An 18,163-nucleotide genomic window follows, 5' to 3' on the forward strand; every position below is an offset into this window, starting at 1 on the left:
GATTGCTAAACCGCCTGCTGCGCCAACGGCTTTGGCTCGTAATTCAGGTTAGGCGAGAGCCAGCGCTCCAGCTCATCCTTAGGCATACCTTTGCGCTGCGCGATATCGGCCACCTGGTCTTCGCCGATCTTGCCCAATCCAAAATACCGCGACTCCGGGTGCGAGAAGTATAAACCGCTCACCGAAGAAACCGGGTGCATGGCCAGGTTTTCTGTTAGTATAACACCTGTCTCCTCTGCGTTTAGCAGCTTAAAGAGCGTTATTTTTTCGGTATGGTCGGGGCAGCCGGGGTAGCCAGGAGCCGGCCGGATGCCTTTGTACTGCTCTTTGATCAACCCTTCGTTATCCAGTTGTTCATCCGATGCATAGCCCCAAAGTTCTTTGCGCACTTTCTCGTGCATGCGCTCCGCAAAGGCTTCGGCCAAACGGTCAGCCAGGGCTTTCACCATGATGGCTTTATAGTCGTCATGCTCGGCTTCATACTTCTCCAGAAGCTTTTCAATGCCAAACCCAGCTGACACCATAAAGCCCCCGATATAATCGGGCACTCCCGTCTCCTTTGGAGCCACAAAATCAGAAAAAGCCAGATTGGGCACATTTACCCCCTTTTTGCCTTGCTGCCGCAAAGTATGGAATTCCGTCAGCACGTTTTTACGTGAATCATCGGCATATACTTCTATGGTATCGTCGGCCTCTACGTTAGCCGGGTAGAAGCCTACCACTGCACGCGCCTCCAACAGCTGATTCTCCACAATCTCCTGCAGCATGGCCTGCGCATCGGCAAAGAGTTTGGTTGCTTCAGTTCCTAGCTCCGGGTCGTTCAGGATTTTCGGGTACTGCCGCTTGAGCTCCCAGGTATGGAAAAACGGTGTCCAGTCGATGTAAGGCATTAACTCGGCCAAAGGATAGTTGGTGTATACTTTGTTGCCGGTAAAGCTTGGTTTGGTTGGCCGTGTGGCAGCCCAATCAACTTTATACTTATTGGCTCGCGCCTGTTCTATACTTGCAAAAGCCCGGTCTTTGGTACGGCTTAGATGATCTTCGCGCAGCTTCTCATATTCAGCTTTGATGCTGGCTATATATGCTTCGCGGTTGCTACCCAAAAGGCTGCTCACCACTGTTACGCTGCGCGAGGCATCATGCACGTGCACCACCGGTCCGCTGTACTGCGGCGCGATCTTAACGGCAGTATGTACGCGCGAGGTTGTGGCTCCGCCAATCAGCAGCGGAATCGTCATGCCTCTGCGCTCCATTTCCTGGGCTACGTATACCATCTCGTCCAGAGATGGGGTGATCAACCCGCTCAGGCCAATCACGTCTACCTGCTGCGCCTCGGCTTCAGCAAGAATTTTATTCAGCTGCACCATCACGCCCAAGTCTATAATCTCATAGTTATTGCAGGCCAACACAACGCCCACAATGTTTTTTCCGATGTCGTGCACGTCGCCTTTAACGGTGGCCATCAGAATTTTACCGGCTGAGGAAGACGAGGCGCCTGCTTTCTCAGCCTCCATGAACGGCAGAAGGTACGCTACAGACTTTTTCATAACGCGCGCACTCTTAACTACCTGCGGCAAAAACATCTTACCGGCACCAAACAAGTCGCCCACCACCTGCATACCAGCCATCAGAGGCCCTTCAATCACATCCAGTGTCTTACTTGCCTGCTGGCGTACCTCTTCTGTATCTTCCTCAATAAACTCTACAATGCCTTTTACCAACGCATGCTTCAGGCGCTCGGCTACGGGAGCTTCGCGCCAGCTGTTGTCTGCAGCAGTGGCTGTTTTGCCTTTGCCTTTCACCGTTTCGGCGTAGGTCACCAGTTTCTCGGTAGCGTCCGGGTGGCGGTTAAAGATTACGTCCTCAATCAGGTTGCGCAGCTCCTGCGGCACCTCCTCATAAATGCCCAGCATACCGGCATTCACGATGCCCATGTCCATACCGGCCTGCACCGCATGGTACAGAAATATAGTATGCATCGCCTCGCGCACGGCATCGTTGCCTCTAAATGAGAAAGATAAATTACTTACCCCACCGCTCACAAGTGCATGCGGTAGATTCACCTTTATCCATTTTACTGCTTCAATGTAATCTACAGCATAGTTGTTATGCTCTTCTATACCTGTGGCGATGGCAAGTATGTTTGGGTCGAAAATAATATCCTGAGGCGGGAAACCCACTTCTTCGGTAAGTATGCGGTAGGAGCGGTGGCAGATTTCGATGCGGCGCGGCAAAGTATCAGCCTGTCCCTGCTCGTCAAAGGCCATCACCACCACGGCAGCACCGTACTGGCGCACTTTATAAGCTAGTTGCTTAAAGCTCTCTTCGCCCTCTTTCAAACTGATGGAGTTAACGATACTTTTCCCCTGCACGCACTTCAATCCCACCTCAATCACGCTCCACTTCGAAGAGTCGATCATGATGGGCAGCTTGGCTATGTCGGGCTCGGAGGCGATCAGATTCAAAAAGTTGATCATGGCTTGCTCAGAATTCAGCATGCCCTCGTCCATGTTCACGTCGATAATCTGCGCACCGCCTTCTACCTGCTGCTGCGCCACCGACAGCGCCTCCTCAAAGTTTCCGTCCACGATGAGGCGCGAGAATTTTTTGGAGCCGGTTACATTGGTGCGTTCGCCTACATTTACGAACAGTGTATCAGAGGTGATGGTGAGTGGCTCGAGGCCACTGTAGTGTGGGAGAGGGGCGACCGCCGTAGGTACGTGCGGTTTATACTTCTGCACCAGATCTGCAATGACTTTGGTATGCATGGGCGTAGTGCCGCAACAACCACCGAGTATATTTACCAAGCCCTGCTTTAAGTATTCTTCTACAATGGCCCCCATTTGCTCGGCTGTTTCATCGTAGCCGCCGAAAGCGTTCGGCAAGCCGGCATTGGGGTAGGCGCTAATGTAACAGTCTGTGATTCTGGATAGCTCCTGAATATGTGTTTTGAGCTGACGCGCACCTAAGGCGCAGTTAAAGCCTACGCTAAGTATAGGCGCATGTGAGATGGAGTTCCAGAAAGCCTCTACTGTCTGGCCTGAAAGTGTGCGGCCGCTGGCATCGGTTATAGTCCCGGACACCATGATCGGCAGCTCTTTGCCTCCGTCGTTTACGAATTGCTGTATAGCGAAAAGGGCAGCCTTACAATTCAGAGTATCAAACACGGTTTCCACCAGCAACAGGTCCGAACCGCCATCAACCAGGCCACGTACCTGCTCGTAGTATGCTTCTACCAGTTGGTCAAAAGTAATCGCGCGATATCCGGGGTTGTTCACATCAGGGGAGAGCGAGGCAGTGCGGTTAGTCGGGCCAATGGCACCGGCCACAAAGTGTTTCTTAGATGGATTTTTAGCTTCTACCTCGTCTGCTGCCTCGCGCGCTATCCTGGCCGACTCGTAGTTCAGCTCATAAACCAGCTCCTCTAAGTGGTAATCAGCCATGGCTATACTTGTGCCGCTAAAGGTGTTGGTTTCAATAATATCGGCGCCGGCCTCCAGGTACTCTTTATGGATTGCTTTGATGATATCAGGGCGGGTAATCGAAAGCAGGTCGTTATTGCCTTTCAGGTCGGAAGGATGATCTTTGAAACGTTCGCCACGGAAATCTGCCTCTGTTAGCTGGTAACGCTGGATCATAGTGCCCATCGCGCCATCAAGCACAAGCACGCGCTCCTGCAGCAAAGTATAAATAGGATGTTTTTGGGTCATGGCCGGTGTCTTTCTTCTCGTTAGTCGTGTTTACGCTACTTATCAAGAAGGACACCTGAGGTGAGGCAGGTTCAATCTTATCTTCCCTGGCAAAGCTCTGCCAGGAGGGAGTTAGCACCAAGCTTTATACATGGTTGCTAAGACGTCGTGGGGCCCTATCCCTCAGTCTTTCTTGATAAGAGGTGCTAATATAGAGGTATATCCGCAGAAAGTAAAGATTTGTTACGGCAGCTTGCCTTTATACTTCAACCTTAAGGGCTATAAATGCGAAAAGGGACGCGTTAGCATCCCTTTTCTAGAAAAGGTTTAATTTATTAACTTTAACCTCTTTGCTTTATTATACGCCGCTATTTTCTCTTTGTTACCATCTTATCCAAAAAAAGAGGGGCACCTAGTTGGCGCCCCTCTTCATGTATTGGTAAAGCTTTGGATTAAGCTTCAGCTTCTACGTTAGTTGGTACTACAGAAACATAAGAACGGTTTTTCTTACCTTTTCTGAATTGTACTACACCGTCAGTCAGTGCGAACAGTGTGTGGTCTTTACCCATACCCACGTTAGTGCTTGGGTGGTGTGCAGTACCTCTTTGTCTTACAATGATGTTACCTGCAATAATCTCCTGGCCACCGTAAATCTTAACACCCAGTCGTTTAGAATGCGATTCGCGGCCGTTATTGGAACTACCAACGCCTTTTTTGTGTGCCATTTTCTTTAACTATTTAGTTGGGTTAGCGAACTAAGCCCAAAAGGTTCAACGATTAATTTCTTCTTACTGCTTAACCAATGCTCTCGATAAGAACTTTAGTATAGTTCTGACGATGACCTCTCGACTTTCTATACCCTTTTCTTCTCTTCTTCTTGAAAACGTGGATCTTGTCGGCTCTTACCTCACCAAGGATTTTACCAGTTACTTTGATACCATCCACAAAAGGAGCTCCAACAGTGATTGTACCGTTGTTGTCAGTTAGAAGAACATTGGCGAACTCAACGGCGTCACCTTCATTGCCGGAAAGCTTGTTGGCGTAGATGAACTTACCGCTCTCTACTTTGGTCTGTTGACCTGCGATTTCTACAATTGCGTACATCAGCTTCAATGTATGTTTAAAAGTTTAGTCCGCAAAAGTACGGCTTCATTCTGATATTTGCAACGGCTTGTATAACAATTTGTTCCTATAAACTATACTGCTTACCCACATATGTGGAAAAACATGTGCATATCTGCATACATAAAATTCAGAGTTGTCAATAAATCGCATAAGCGGTTTTGCTTTAATTACTTATAACAACCCTTACCTTTGAAACTTTTCCACAAACTATACTTTAGAAAAGTAGCACAAGATCATTTTTGACACATAGCTGACAACAATTACACATGCCGCAACCATTCTTGACACACAAAACCGCCCTGATACTTACCGGATTACATAAAACAATGCATTAAACCCAGTAAATATATAGATATATAAATATAATAGTAACACTATATAATTTAAAACCTATGTGGATAACGATGTGAATTACTATAAAAAACCGCCCATACTCCGCAGTGAGGGGATGTGCATAAATTGAACAACTTTAGCCCCCAAAATCAAGTTCCTTTCTATATATTTGAAGTCAGGATATGCTCGGGTAACCTTACCAAACAACCCGAAAACGTTATCTGATTCCAAGAGGTTTTGAGAAATAAACGCATCAAAGACCTTCAACTATAAAAACTTACGTGATTATGGAGCCAATACTGCAAGAAAACCCTAACCGCTTTGTACTGTTCCCGATTCAGAACGACGAAGTATGGCAGATGTATAAGAAAGCAGAAGCTAGTTTCTGGACAGCCGAAGAGATTGACCTAAGCCAGGACCTGAAAGACTGGGAGAACCTGAACGACGGCGAACGCCACTTCATCAGCCACGTGCTTGCTTTCTTTGCTGCCTCTGACGGCATCGTGAATGAGAACCTGGCCGTGAACTTTATGAATGAGGTGCAGATTCCGGAGGCGCGCTGCTTCTATGGCTTCCAGATCATGATGGAGAACATCCACTCCGAAACATACTCGCTCCTTATAGATACTTATGTGAAGAAGCAGGCGGAGAAAGACCATCTGTTTAACGCCCTGGAAACCGTACCTGCCGTGAAGCGAAAAGGTGAGTGGGCGCTAAAGTGGATCGAGAGCGAAGACTTTGCGGAGCGCCTGATTGCTTTTGCGGCTGTGGAAGGCATTTTCTTCTCCGGTTCTTTCTGCTCTATCTTCTGGATGAAGAAGCGCGGGCTGATGCCTGGCCTAACTTTCTCTAACGAATTGATATCAAGAGATGAAGGCCTGCACTGCGATTTTGCCTGCCTACTTTACAAGATGCTGGTAAACAAACTTTCTGAAGAGCGCGTGCAGGAGATAATTCGCGACGCGGTAAGTATAGAGCAGGAGTTTGTGACAGACGCGCTGCCGGTAGACCTGATCGGTATGAACGCCAAGCTGATGAGCCAGTACATCGAATTTGTGGCCGACCGCCTGCTAGGTGAGCTAGGCTGCAAGAAGATCTACAACTCTACCAACCCATTCGACTTTATGGAGATGATCTCGCTGCAGGGCAAGACAAACTTCTTTGAGAAACGTGTGGGCGAGTACCAGAAGGCCGGTGTTTTGGGAGATAAAGACAAAAAAATGTTCTCTCTGGACGAGGACTTTTAAGATTAGATATTCCTTAGTAAGTTTAGGTGGCCAAAGGGAGAAAGCACACCTTCTTTCCCCACCTGAACTTACTCTTCTACCGGAGGGCAGCAGAAACAACAGTAGCGACCTCATAGCCTACCACCGGGAACATAGCTGGCAACACCGCCAACCAACAGGGCATTTCTACCCTGCTATATAGTAAAAGCATTTGGCTTTACGCATCATCATTTGTACTGCAACGGCTTACACTTCTGTGTACGTATGGGCTAATTGTATGTCTCTCTGAAGTATAACCGCCTGCTGCATCGGCAGAGGCTTTTTATATATCTTTTATTAACCACCCGAGGCCTTCACCCTCGCTAATTGTATACGCTATGTTAGTAGTTAAACGAGACGGCAGACGCGAGTCCGTCAAATTCGATAAGATTACCGCACGCATCGAGAAACTGTGCTACGGTCTGCACATGGACTATGTGTCGCCGATTGAGGTGGCCAAGAAGGTTATTGACGGTATTTACGATGGCGTAACCACCGTGGAGCTGGATAACCTTGCCGCCGAGACAGCTGCATCGCTTACCACCAAGCACCCGGATTATGCCGTGCTGGCGGCACGTGTGGCTATCTCTAACCTGCACAAGGTTACAAGCAAGTCGTTCTCCAACACCATGAAGCGCCTGTATACTTATACAGATCCTAAAACAGGGGAGAATGCCTCGCTGATTGCCAAAGACGTGTATGAGATTGTGCGTAAGAACGCAGCCCTGCTCGACTCTACTATTATCTACGACCGCGACTACAACTACGATTACTTCGGCTACAAGACACTGGAGCGTTCATACTTGCTACGTTTGGATGGCAAGATAGTGGAGCGCCCGCAGCATATGTTAATGCGTGTGGCCGTGGGTATCCATAAGGAGGACATCGAATCTGCCATCGAGACTTATAATCTCATGTCCGAGAAATGGTTTACGCACGCCACGCCAACATTATTTAACGCCGGCACGCCTAAGCCGCAGCTGTCTTCGTGCTTCCTGCTAACCATGAAGGACGACAGCATACCGGGCATTTACGATACCCTGAAGCAGTGCGCGCAAATCTCGCAGAGCGCCGGCGGTATTGGCCTGAGCATCCATAACGTGCGTGCCACAGGATCATACATTAAAGGCACTAACGGCACATCCAACGGTATCATCCCAATGCTGAAGGTGTTTAACGATACAGCCCGTTACGTAGACCAGGGCGGTGGCAAACGTAAAGGTGCTTTCGCTATTTACCTGGAGCCGTGGCATGCCGATATCTTCGACTTCCTGGAGCTGAAGAAGAACCACGGTAAAGAAGAAAACCGTGCCCGCGACCTGTTCTACGCCCTCTGGACGCCGGACTTGTTTATGAAGCGCGTGGAAGAGAACGGCGACTGGAGCCTTTTCTGCCCGAACGAAGCGCCTGGCTTGGGCGACTGCTGGGGCAAAGACTTTGAGCGCCTGTACGAGAAGTATGAGCGTGAGGGCCGCGCCCGCAAAACAGTGAAAGCGCAGGAGCTATGGTTCCATGTGCTGGAGTCGCAGATTGAAACAGGTACGCCATACATGCTGTACAAAGACCACGCAAACCGTAAGTCTAACCAGCAGAACCTGGGCACCATCAAATCGTCTAACCTGTGCACCGAGATTATGGAGTACACCAGCGAAGACGAGGTAGCGGTTTGTAACCTGGCATCGTTGGCCTTGCCACGTTATATAAAAGAAGACGAGCAGGGTAATAAGACCTTCGACCACCAGAAGCTGTTTGATGTAACCTATCATGCTACTGTTAACCTGAATAAGGTTATCGACATAAACTATTACCCTGTGCCAGAAGCGCAAAACTCTAACATGCGCCATCGCCCAATCGGGTTAGGCGTGCAGGGTTTGGCAGACACCTTTATTCAGCTGCGTATGCCGTTTGAGAGCGACGAGGCGAAGGGGCTGAACAAGGATATTTTTGAGACGATTTACTTTGCCGCTATGACGGCCTCTAAGGACCAGGCGAAGAAATTTGGCCCGTACGAGACTTTTAAAGGTTCGCCTTTGGCAGAAGGTAAATTCCAGTTTGATATGTGGGATGTTACGCCTGAGAGCGGACGTTGGGATTGGGAAAGCCTGCGCCAGGACGTGATGAAGCACGGTGTGCGTAACTCGCTGCTGGTAGCGCCTATGCCTACTGCCTCTACGGCACAGATTTTAGGTAACAATGAGTCGTTTGAGCCTTATACTTCTAACATTTACCTGCGCCGCGTGCTGTCCGGAGAGTTTATGGTGGTGAACAAGCACCTGCTCAAAGACCTGATCGCGCTGGGCATCTGGAACGATAAGATGAAAAACGACATCATAGCGGCCAACGGTTCTGTTCAGGATATCCCGAGCATTCCGCAGCACATCAAAGACCTCTACAAAACAGTGTGGGAGATTAGCCAGCGTGCCGTGATTGATATGAGTGCCGACCGTGGTGCCTTTATCTGCCAGAGCCAGTCGCTAAACCTGCACGTGCAGAACGTGAACTTCGGTAAGCTGACATCTATGCACTTCCACGCCTGGAAGAAGGGTCTGAAAACAGGTATGTACTACCTGCGCACCAAATCTGCTGTAGACGCCATCAAGTTTACGGTAGAGAAACAGGCAGCCGAAACGCTATCGCCGGTATACAGCCAGCAAGACCAGAACCGCAGCGACATGAGCTGCTCCCTGGATAACCCAGACGCTTGCGAAGCTTGCGGATCGTAAATAACTAGAGAAGGAGGGCATATTGTCCTCCTTCTTCGTTTTCCTACCTATTATATACTCCATGTTACCGCTGGCGTCCTGTTAGCGGGTGGAATACTGTTGCTTATACTATCATAACAACATCAACATAGTTTTATGCAAAATAATATATTTAATAAAGCAATGAACTTGCGAATGCTCTTAACCAGACTAGCAACTGGAGAAGACAAAAAAGAAGATGGAGAAGAGTATATTAATCTCAGAGGAGAATTTGTTGCCAATAGCTTTACAAAAGCATTGCTTCCAGAGTTTGTGACATCCTGTAGAATGTTAAATGATTTTTGGCCATACATCAAGAGCCGATATAGCACATATGCTGAAAGACGTGATTACATCAGAGAAGCGTTTGAGCCTTTAATTGCATATTTAGAAGGGGATAAACTGTATCTACATGACAACATAATAAATCAGTCAGTAGAAAGTTTTGACTGCGATACCGTCTATCATATGTGGGGAAAAGCTCTTGATAGAAGAGAAGCAGATCCTGATGGTGCGATTACTGCAGCAAGATCATTACTTGAATCAGTTTGTAAACAAATACTCAAAGAAAGAAATGTTGAATATGACGATAGTTATGACTTACCAAAGCTTTTTAAGACTACTGCCCGCTGTTTAAATCTTGCTCCACAGCTTCACAATGAAGGTATATTAAAGCAAATTCTTAGTGGAGTTCAAACAACTGTTCATGGTTTTGCATCTTTGCGAAACGAACTGAGTGATGCTCATGGTCAACCAAAGGGAGGTTATAAAGCAAACAAAAGACACGCAGAATTGGCTGTCAATTTAGCTGGATCAATAACTTCATTTCTTATACAAACGCATCAAGAGACGCTATTGAAAAGCACAAGTAACTAATACTGACAACAGACCTCGCGGTGTCTTTATGATCCGCGAGCGTCTAACTCCTCCAACGCCCTCAGCCACGAAGAAACGTAACAGCCTTTCCACCAGACGCTCGCGGACCTTCGGACACCGCGAAGTCCCGCGAGCCAAAGATCTCCTCCGTTGTTGGTGTTTTCACCAACAACTAAGACGGCAGCAACGAAGCAGACACAACCTATACTTCCCACAGCCAAAGCCATACGTGCAGGAGTAAAAGCTACTACTATTGGCTAGCTTATAGTGGTTGTTGGTGAAAACACCAACAACGGCAAAACGGCAAACTAAAACCCAGCAGCAGTGACACCAACATTCTTAGCAGAAGCCGTGAAGCGACAATCAGCTACAACCTCAGCTACCTGATATCTACAGCAAGAAAGTATAGGCTACTACTATTCGCACCCCATAGTGGTTGTTGGTGAAAACACCAACAACGGCAGGACGGCAGGTGAACACTAACAGCGGGTAGGCAACTGCAGGCTCGGCAGGTAATACGAAAACGTCGAGAATAGCAGCAACGACAGGCGATAAGAAAGTTGATTTAATAAAGTGGTACAGTAAAGAGAGCAGGGGAGCCATGGCGCAACATCTGGATATACAAACCAGTACCTCAGCAAATGCATGAGCAACAGCATATCGCTTTCTTCACAGCCACTATTCTGGAGTGGAAGCACCTGCTAAAGCCCGACAAGTATAAACAGATTATAATCAACAGCCTGCGCTATCTGGTAGAGCAGAAGCGGGTAAAAGTATACGCTTTCGTGATCATGCCAAACCACCTGCACCTGCTCTGGAAAATGGAGGAGCCCCATAAACGGGAAGACGTACAGCGGGATTTTCTGAAGTATACTGCACAGCAAATAAAGTATGATCTCGTTAAACATCACCCTCTGGTGCTGGAGAGGTTTAGAGTAGATGCGAACGACCGCCACCACCAGCTGTGGGAGCGTAATCCTTTGTCGATCTACTGCTATTCTGTTGCTGTTACGGAGCAGAAACTAGACTATATACACCACAATCCGGTTCAGGAAAGGTGGCAGCTTACTTCTCTTCCTGAAGACTACTTATTCTCATCAGCAAGATTCTATTTTAAAAACAAAGATGATTTCGGGTTCCTCACGCATTATCTGGAGTAAAGACAGTTAGCCGGCAGCATCCTTAAGCCAAAACTCGCGCACCTGGATAAAGCAAGTATAATGACGGAGGCCAAACAGGAATTTTAGTAGTTGATAACCAAGAGTGGCGGGAGAAAAGGAAGCAGGGATTTATACTTTCACGTTTATGAAAAATAGCACTGCAGGTACAGAGTACGCTTAATTTGTAAGTATAAAACTTCTGCCAACAGCTTGCAAGATTTAGAAGCTAGAGCGGCTTCATAAGCCATTCCATGGCAGCCTGCTCGTTAGAGAAATCGCGCAGCACCAGGTCTATGTCGAAAGACTGGCCTTTATCAATCATCATTTCTACAGCCTGGCGGTTAGCCTCGAATGCAGAAGGCAGCCGGGCCATGCGCAGCAAGGAGCTTGCCGCAACGCGAGGAACATATACATCCAGGCTCCATTGCAGGTCATCAGGCGCAATAGACTCCATGTTCCGATCATCACCCAACCACCTGGACAGGCAGAAGCGATCTATCATGTCAAGCACCATAAGGTAAGCCTCTCTTAGCTCAGGCCCTCTTAAATGCCCCCTCCACTCAGCTTTCCCTAACCGAGCTTCCTTGTCGTAAGAAAAAGTGACGAAGTCATTTTTGAAGTATACTTGCATGATGTGCATCTTGCCCGTGGCACATTAGCCAAAGGACTTCTAAACAGAAAAATACAAATGAAGAGCTCACGCAGCGCTTGCGTCTGCAAAGTTATACAAAAAAGAACAAAATAGCAGTAGCTACATCAATTACTCGTCATGCATATATTTAGGTATAGTACTACCCGCTCTTTGCTACAGCTGCTTCAGTAGCCAGCTTATACTAAAACCACATCATCATTTTCGCTAACCAGCCCATAACTTCTATTTATTAAAGTTCAGATTTAGCAGTTTGAACAATGATTTGCCTCAGCAGAAGACGCCATCCGACCAAGTGGAAGTATAAGGGAGCAATAAAAGTATAGCCAATTGATTTGTAAAGGCACAAAAGCAGCCCGTTTAGTAGGCTAAGGTTATCTCTACGGTACTATAGTATAACGTAGTTGTTCCTTCGAATCCGGAATCTGTGCCGATAATCAGCCACAGGCTACCGTCATTATCAGAGGTTATCTCGATTGGCTCCTGTAAGTTATTCCGTTGGATTAATCGGTATTCAAATTCATCGCCGGGTATGCCGACGTTGCCTAGAACCAGCATGTTTTCTCCACCTCTCGACTGGCCTCCCTTATCAATGTTCATCCTGATGTTATCGTCCTGCTCTACTGGCATTGGCTCTATGGACGCGCCGCCCGCTTTTAGGAACACGCTCGCTCCAGGGCTGCCACCTATACCTACAGATTGCTCTGGGTACGAAGAGGCTAGTTCAATCTCAAATGTAACAGCATAAGAATGGTTGGGCTCAAGGCCTGTTACCTGCTTCTTCATAAACATGAACAGGTCATCACTGATGTTTCTGCCCGAAATTTTAAGGCTTTTGCCAGTCTCACCTACTCCGGCAGGAAGTTCTTCGTTCTCGAATTCAAACTCCAGCCTGCTCCGGTCCCAATCCTTCGGGAAATCGGCTACACCGCCTTCCCATCCCTCAGCGCTTTGCTCAAAAGTAAAGGTCAAGGTCTCTGCCGGGTTAACATTGTCGCCGTTGTTATCATCATTGTCGCACCCGCAGCTTAGTATGGCTAAAGCCCCGAAAAGAAACCATTGCAGACTAAATTTTATGAGTTTGAAATTTTTCATAACGATAGCTTTCAATGGTAATACACGGTAATCAAGTAGCTCCTGCGTATGCAATCCTGGTTTAAAGATTCCCGCCCCTTTTGAAGAAGGTAGTTTATGTATGATTAAGAAATGGAGGCATGTATACTTCTCTCATTTGATTTGAGCATCAAACAGCTGCTGGCTAAGCTGTAAAGTATAAAAAGCAAAGTTAAGCCACCGGCATAGCACCAGGTTTTCGGTTTAACTTTGCTAAGTATGATTTAGGTTATGGCTACTGCTCGCGGGTTACGGCCACAATGGCCACACGGCGGTTTAGCTGCCGGCCTCTAGCTGTTTCGTTTGTGGCCCTTGGCGCAGATTCGCCCATTGCCTCTATAGAGAGACGATCAGCCTGTATGCCTCCCTGGCTCTGAAGCCAGTCTTTTACTGCGTTGGCACGCTCCCTAGAAAGTTCTTCGTTGTACTCGTTGCTGGCACGGGCGTCGGCGTGGCCAAATATACGGATAGGCGCGTTTTGCGGCAGGTCTTTTATTTTATCTGCCAACTGCTGCAGTTTCTGCTCACCTTCTGCTCTGATTTGCGCCTTATCAGTATCAAAGAGAACACGATCATCCATGGTATAAATATTATACTCGTTGCTGGCACGCATTTCTACATCTGCGCTTGCCAGCTCAGGATCCTCTGTTACAGGCGCATCCCAATCTATATTAGCCCAAAAATCTTCTCCTACGTCTATAATCTCTACAGCGTCCGCTTCCAGGCGTCCCTGTTCATCGTCATACACAACGGCAGAGTCTGCGGTAGCCTCGGTCATGGTATCGTTTTCCACGCCGCCTTCCGGGTTATTACAGGCACCTAGTACGCCTACACCGATAATCATTAGTAATGCAGTCTTTTTCATAGCTCTTATTTGTTCATTGATTTATACTAAAAACTACGGAGCACAGACAGCATAGTTATTTTATACTGCTGAAAGCCTTCCTAAAGTATGGAACGGAGACTGTACTAAGGAGTATGATTTTAATTTTCTAGCACGTTCTCAGACAGCATCTGTTTCTTAATTATCTGGCAAGTATCCAACAGCTTATACTTTTGCTGCTGGCTAAGGTGGCCTTAAAAAGCAAAACCCTAACACCTCCTAGAGGGTCAGGGCTTCGCAGTCGAACGAAATAAAATCTTGTACCTATATCTATATTATTGCTTTACAAAGCGCTGCGTCTGGTGCTGTGTACCATCAGAAACCTTTACAAAGTACATACCTGGCTGCAGGCTAGCTGTAGGCACCACTACATCCTGGCTCACGTTGCTGTACTGCGCTACCTGGCGGCCATTAGCATCTAGTACTGTGATTTGCGCATTGCTCACGGCCAGACTAACAGTTACCTCGCTGCTTGCTATAGTAGGGTATACTTTGGCGATGTTGCCGTTTAGGTTTTGGGCTGCACCCTTGTACTGCAGAGCAACTACGTTAGAAGTCTCCTCAGTTCCGCTGAAGTCTATCTGGCGCAGACGATAGTAGTTAACGCCTTCTGCCGGGTTTGTGTCTGTGAAAGAATAGTTAATGCGTGAGCTGCTGTTTCCGTTGCCTTTTACTTCTCCGATTTCTTTAAAGCTCTTTCCGTCGAGGCTACGCTCCACTACAAACTTCTCGTTGTCTATTTCCTGTGCTGTTGCCCAGGTAAGGCTGGCATTTTTGCCCTGTACAGCACCTTTGAAGTACATCAGCTCAACCGGAAGGGGAGCTATGTACTCATTTCTCCATGAAATATTGTGTATCGCCACGCCTTGCAAACCGTTTGAAATTGAAATAGTTGGCTCTTCATTATAGTACCTAATAACCAGCTTATTAACATATTCTTTGTACGATATTTTAACGTTACCATCAGCAGAGCTAGCAACAGCATCTGTGGCACTTGCTTGACCAGACACAATGTTATTGGCTCTAAACTCATTCTTAGTAGTAACAACAACTCTTTTTTCATCCAGATTAACCGCTGTCTCATAAATGTAAGCCTGAACTTCTATTTTGTCGCGAAACTGGTTCTGACTTCTGTCAATATCAAACAAAGTGAAACTTAGATCTATTACTGGCTCACTTAACTCCAAAGTAATTGTAGTATAACGATTTGAATTATTAGCATTCTGCTGTTGAAGGGTAAAACTGTTTGTGCCGCTTTGATACTCGTCATTATGAACTCCGTATTTAGTAACGTTAGCACTAGATACCCCAGTCCATTTCAAAGCAATACCATTTACAATGTAAGGGTTATCCTTGCCAGAAGACACTGCAAAAGGGTTTTCACCTACAGGTCTATTATTCCAGTCGAATGTTGATATACCGCTTACAGGTGTGCCTATAACAGTTATATCATCTATACCATAATATTTATTGGTAGGAGTAGTAATATCCCAACGAAGAATCAAATTGCCAGATCCTTCAGCAGCAGCAGGCAGAGATATAAAGTTGCCGCCATTAACTAGGTTCCAAGAGTCATTGTTGATAGTTGTATTTCCCAACCAGCCTGATACCTCATTATAAGTTTGCCCGCTGTTAATGCTATAGTAAAGTTTTACTGTAGGTTTAGCATTTCCTCCGTTGCCACCTTTTACATTTGCCCACATAACACTTATAGATTTATAATCTTGAGTGTTAATGCCGCTTATATAAAGCTGCTTCAGACTTCTAGAGCTTGTATTTGTAACAATCGCTCTGCCTCCTGATGCTTGAGGATAATTACTAGCTACAGCAGGGTTGACAGACCAGTAAGTTGAATTATTTACGCCTACTCCACTTAAGCTGCCGTCAAAGTTTTCATGGTGAAGAGTTACCTGTGCTTGTGCAGAGAATGCAAAAAGGAAAAGTGCTGATATAAAGGTGTAAAGTTGTTTCATGGTATTATACTTCGTTTCGTTCGTATATCTCTATTGAAAGAAGTATGCCAATGTGCCAAACCAACTATTTTACCTAACTTATACAATATAACAATAGGTATATCTAATTACATTGAAATTAATTAATATACTGAAAATAAGGTGTTTATATATTATCAATTCATTAAGCATGTTCTTTAAGTAAGATTATTTTTTTTCAACCAGAAGTGCAATTCATGTCAAGGTTTTCCATATATGGGAACAAGCATTCCGATTTAATAATAATATTCCCAAAAATAGACTGGAGTATATTTTTCAGATATTGAAATCTAAAAAAGCCAGAGAGTTGCTGCTTAAAGAAGCATAAGAATAATAGCTACTGATTTAACTATACAGCACTATCAACCGCTCCACTTTCAGCTTATGTTACATGACAGCTTGACGCTCAAAAAACTTCTTAAAACATCATACAAAGCCATTTTGACACTCTATAAGGGCACACAGCACCATAGGAGAGCTTAGCCGAAATTGGCATCTCCTTTGCAACTTAGTTAGCATAGGAACTTAGAAGCAGAAAGAGATGAAATTGATAAAAGACAAAAAGTTTTTAAAGAATATAGCACACCAGATCAACCTACTAAATACTATCGGCGGGGGTGTAAGCGAGACGTATGTTGATATTAAGAAATATAAAAAAGGCGCGGTTGTTAACGTATGGGCTGCTGGTGTAAATCCGGAGTCTTATAAGGTGGTGCTGCACAACAACCAGCTCACATTATTCTCCGTGCTACACAGTCAGGAGAACCCTGAAATGGCTGCACCTCTTTTCAATAGAACGTTTATACTTCCTCCTCAGGTAGACCTCAGCCGAATAGAGGCCGTACATGAAGGCGGACAGCTACAGGTAAGGCTCCCATACTTTGAAAGCATAAACCAACCACGCGAAATAGAGATTAAACTCCTATAAGTCAACAAAGGCTGCCCAATGGCAGCCTTTTTCTTTCAATGCTTGCAAGCAGCTTTTATAAAAACTTCGCTTTTATGATAGATGTAAGAAAATCGTGCACCTCAACAGTTTCTTGATCATATTCAAAGGTGTTGAAGCCGTCTGAAGTTGTTTGCATCACAATGCATCCATTTTCTATCATCATAAATATCAGTTCGCGGAGGCGGTACGGGTGGCCGGCAATGTTAAGTAAACATACTACATCATTGTTTTCTACACGCAAGAACATGTGCTGCACATGGTTTTCGTCGGCCATTATCTTTTCTTGGGTCCTATCCATAATATTCTTTGGCTACACCCTTATAAGTATAAAATTGCATAAAAAGTGCCCGAACAGCAGCTACCGGGCTTTTACAGATTCATTTTTATACTTCCAGTTTAGCTCACAAATACGGGAAGGATTAACCTAACGGCGAGGATGCTCCTTTCGCCAACCCACTACCAGAAGTATAAACCAAACAGGATAGAATGGCGAAACCACTGAAGCCAGGTAAGGGTCAACGGCAAAGAACAGCACCAGCTGCAGCAGCAGGCTAAGCACAATGCCAATCAGCGCAATTTTGTAGTACGTGTTGCTGAGGTTCATACCTGCTTATACGCAGGCCTTACTAAATACAAGTTGCATGTTTAGCCAAATAGATAGGCGGAGGGGAAACAGAGATGCAGGGCAAAAAAATACCCGTCCGGGCTACGGGCGGGTATTCATCAATCGAAAGGCCTCGGCCCTTGTAATACCTTTTTCTACAATTATAGGCGGGTCGTCTTCCTTGGCAATCACAAGTTTAAACACATTGTTCTCATCCTGGTAATATATCAGCGTCGTAAGATCTTCATAAGCTACACTAAAGATCTTTCTTGGCGTGCCACCGGCATATAATTTATACTTATCTAACGTTATATTCCTCATTAATTTCATATCCCTTCAATCTCCTGGTATTTTAACGGCATATACCCTAGTTTATGTTTCAAAAAATGAGCAGAGTGCAAGCAGATTCTTTATAATATCATACAGCTGATAAACAGCATTTTAAAGCTAATATCTACATTTTCCACCTTTGCAGAGAAATTATCGGCACCTAAACAGTTAAAACCACTCGGATGGAATAGTGCAAAAAGCAGGCCAGAATAACTCAGATACTCTATACTTAAATATTCCTATAAATTAAGGCTGAAACTCCTGTTGGCTCCCCCGCATATTTAGCGCAAAACTCATTACAAAACCTGCTGCACACCTTAAACCAACCAAGCCCTACTGGTGAGCGTTTGCTCTGCTCCTCAAATTATTTCATAAGCACTAAGAGGCTGTTTTGATTTTATTTTGATAATTTTTTAAGCATCAAGTGAATCATAGCCACTCGTATCATTGTCTCA

At 45.9% G+C, this 18,163-nt stretch carries 15 protein-coding genes and 1 riboswitch; of the genes, 5 read left to right on the top strand and 10 right to left on the bottom strand.

Features of this window, described 5'->3' with window-relative positions:
• Positions 1–5 precede the first annotated feature (5 nt).
• The 3 genes from metH to rplU form a co-directional block, all read right to left on the bottom strand.
• Positions 6–3,710, bottom strand: a complete 3,705-nt coding sequence (gene metH / locus Q1B04_RS18665; RefSeq protein WP_299761952.1) for a methionine synthase — start codon at positions 3,708–3,710, stop codon at positions 6–8.
• A 74-nt stretch (positions 3,711–3,784) separates the two neighbouring features.
• Positions 3,785–3,892, bottom strand: a riboswitch (SAM riboswitch).
• Positions 3,893–4,141: 249 nt separating this feature from the next.
• Positions 4,142–4,414: a 50S ribosomal protein L27 gene (gene rpmA / locus Q1B04_RS18670; RefSeq protein ID WP_299761955.1), complete on the bottom strand. Its 273-nt coding sequence runs from the start codon at positions 4,412–4,414 to the stop codon at positions 4,142–4,144.
• A 70-nt stretch (positions 4,415–4,484) separates the two neighbouring features.
• Positions 4,485–4,793, bottom strand: a complete 309-nt coding sequence (gene rplU / locus Q1B04_RS18675) for a 50S ribosomal protein L21 (RefSeq protein ID WP_299761958.1) — start codon at positions 4,791–4,793, stop codon at positions 4,485–4,487.
• A 641-nt stretch (positions 4,794–5,434) separates the two neighbouring features.
• Between rplU and Q1B04_RS18680 the strand changes: the two genes are divergently transcribed.
• The 4 genes from Q1B04_RS18680 (at position 5,435) to Q1B04_RS18695 (ending at position 11,189) form a co-directional block, all read left to right on the top strand.
• Positions 5,435–6,394 (top strand): ribonucleoside-diphosphate reductase small subunit, encoded by a 960-nt coding sequence (locus Q1B04_RS18680; protein ID WP_299761961.1) that lies wholly within the window; start codon positions 5,435–5,437, stop codon positions 6,392–6,394.
• A 356-nt stretch (positions 6,395–6,750) separates the two neighbouring features.
• A complete protein-coding gene (locus tag Q1B04_RS18685) occupies positions 6,751–9,135 on the top strand; it encodes a ribonucleoside-diphosphate reductase subunit alpha (protein ID WP_299761964.1) in 2,385 nt (794 codons plus the stop codon).
• Positions 9,136–9,270: 135 nt separating this feature from the next.
• On the top strand, positions 9,271–10,029 hold the full coding sequence (locus Q1B04_RS18690; RefSeq protein WP_299761967.1) for an abortive infection family protein: 759 nt from the start codon (positions 9,271–9,273) through the stop codon (positions 10,027–10,029).
• 641 nt (positions 10,030–10,670) lie between these two features.
• The gene (locus tag Q1B04_RS18695; RefSeq protein WP_299761970.1) at positions 10,671–11,189 is read left to right on the top strand and encodes a transposase; all 519 of its coding nucleotides are present in this window, start codon (positions 10,671–10,673) and stop codon (positions 11,187–11,189) included.
• A gap of 226 nt (positions 11,190–11,415) precedes the next feature.
• Here Q1B04_RS18695 and Q1B04_RS18700 read toward each other — a convergent pair whose 3' ends face one another.
• The 4 genes from Q1B04_RS18700 to Q1B04_RS18715 all read right to left on the bottom strand — a co-directional run bounded on the left by Q1B04_RS18700 (position 11,416) and on the right by Q1B04_RS18715 (position 15,537).
• A complete protein-coding gene (locus Q1B04_RS18700) occupies positions 11,416–11,829 on the bottom strand; it encodes a hypothetical protein (protein WP_299761973.1) in 414 nt (137 codons plus the stop codon).
• 369 nt (positions 11,830–12,198) lie between these two features.
• Entirely contained in the window at positions 12,199–12,933 is a 735-nt protein-coding gene (locus Q1B04_RS18705) for a hypothetical protein (RefSeq protein ID WP_299761976.1), read from the bottom strand.
• Positions 12,934–13,186: 253 nt separating this feature from the next.
• Entirely contained in the window at positions 13,187–13,816 is a 630-nt protein-coding gene (locus Q1B04_RS18710; RefSeq protein ID WP_299761979.1) for an OmpA family protein, read from the bottom strand.
• A gap of 293 nt (positions 13,817–14,109) precedes the next feature.
• Positions 14,110–15,537: a T9SS type A sorting domain-containing protein gene (locus tag Q1B04_RS18715; RefSeq protein ID WP_299761982.1), complete on the bottom strand. Its 1,428-nt coding sequence runs from the start codon at positions 15,535–15,537 to the stop codon at positions 14,110–14,112.
• An 829-nt stretch (positions 15,538–16,366) separates the two neighbouring features.
• Between Q1B04_RS18715 and Q1B04_RS18720 the strand changes: the two genes are divergently transcribed.
• Positions 16,367–16,753, top strand: coding sequence for an Hsp20/alpha crystallin family protein (locus Q1B04_RS18720; RefSeq protein WP_299761985.1), 387 nt, complete (start codon positions 16,367–16,369; stop codon positions 16,751–16,753).
• A 55-nt stretch (positions 16,754–16,808) separates the two neighbouring features.
• Here the strand turns inward: Q1B04_RS18720 and Q1B04_RS18725 are convergent, their stop codons facing one another.
• From Q1B04_RS18725 to Q1B04_RS18735, 3 genes are all read right to left on the bottom strand, one after another.
• Positions 16,809–17,072 carry a hypothetical protein gene (locus Q1B04_RS18725; protein ID WP_299761988.1) on the bottom strand — a complete coding sequence of 88 codons (264 nt, stop codon included), beginning with the start codon at positions 17,070–17,072 and terminating at the stop codon, positions 16,809–16,811.
• Between the two features lie 126 nt (positions 17,073–17,198).
• Entirely contained in the window at positions 17,199–17,378 is a 180-nt protein-coding gene (locus tag Q1B04_RS18730) for a hypothetical protein (RefSeq protein WP_299761991.1), read from the bottom strand.
• A 102-nt stretch (positions 17,379–17,480) separates the two neighbouring features.
• Complete coding sequence (locus Q1B04_RS18735; RefSeq protein ID WP_299761994.1) at positions 17,481–17,699, bottom strand: hypothetical protein; 219 nt, start codon at positions 17,697–17,699, stop codon at positions 17,481–17,483.
• Positions 17,700–18,163: the final 464 nt, after the last annotated feature.

Source organism: uncultured Pontibacter sp. (assembly GCF_947495565.1).
GTDB lineage: Bacteria > Bacteroidota > Bacteroidia > Cytophagales > Hymenobacteraceae > Pontibacter.

What these genes read in the sequence shown, in the direction of transcription:
- metH (WP_299761952.1), bottom strand. Translation starts at nt 3,710, where the DNA reads ATGACCCAAAAACATCCTATTTATACTTTGCTGCAGGAGCGCGTGCTT.
- rpmA (WP_299761955.1), bottom strand. Translation starts at nt 4,414, where the DNA reads ATGGCACACAAAAAAGGCGTTGGTAGTTCCAATAACGGCCGCGAATCG.
- rplU (WP_299761958.1), bottom strand. Translation starts at nt 4,793, where the DNA reads ATGTACGCAATTGTAGAAATCGCAGGTCAACAGACCAAAGTAGAGAGC.
- Q1B04_RS18680 (WP_299761961.1), top strand. Translation starts at nt 5,435, where the DNA reads ATGGAGCCAATACTGCAAGAAAACCCTAACCGCTTTGTACTGTTCCCG.
- Q1B04_RS18685 (WP_299761964.1), top strand. Translation starts at nt 6,751, where the DNA reads ATGTTAGTAGTTAAACGAGACGGCAGACGCGAGTCCGTCAAATTCGAT.
- Q1B04_RS18690 (WP_299761967.1), top strand. Translation starts at nt 9,271, where the DNA reads ATGCAAAATAATATATTTAATAAAGCAATGAACTTGCGAATGCTCTTA.
- Q1B04_RS18695 (WP_299761970.1), top strand. Translation starts at nt 10,671, where the DNA reads ATGCATGAGCAACAGCATATCGCTTTCTTCACAGCCACTATTCTGGAG.
- Q1B04_RS18700 (WP_299761973.1), bottom strand. Translation starts at nt 11,829, where the DNA reads ATGCACATCATGCAAGTATACTTCAAAAATGACTTCGTCACTTTTTCT.
- Q1B04_RS18705 (WP_299761976.1), bottom strand. Translation starts at nt 12,933, where the DNA reads ATGAAAAATTTCAAACTCATAAAATTTAGTCTGCAATGGTTTCTTTTC.
- Q1B04_RS18710 (WP_299761979.1), bottom strand. Translation starts at nt 13,816, where the DNA reads ATGAAAAAGACTGCATTACTAATGATTATCGGTGTAGGCGTACTAGGT.
- Q1B04_RS18715 (WP_299761982.1), bottom strand. Translation starts at nt 15,537, where the DNA reads ATGTGGGCAAATGTAAAAGGTGGCAACGGAGGAAATGCTAAACCTACA.
- Q1B04_RS18720 (WP_299761985.1), top strand. Translation starts at nt 16,367, where the DNA reads ATGAAATTGATAAAAGACAAAAAGTTTTTAAAGAATATAGCACACCAG.
- Q1B04_RS18725 (WP_299761988.1), bottom strand. Translation starts at nt 17,072, where the DNA reads ATGGATAGGACCCAAGAAAAGATAATGGCCGACGAAAACCATGTGCAG.
- Q1B04_RS18730 (WP_299761991.1), bottom strand. Translation starts at nt 17,378, where the DNA reads ATGAACCTCAGCAACACGTACTACAAAATTGCGCTGATTGGCATTGTG.
- Q1B04_RS18735 (WP_299761994.1), bottom strand. Translation starts at nt 17,699, where the DNA reads ATGAGGAATATAACGTTAGATAAGTATAAATTATATGCCGGTGGCACG.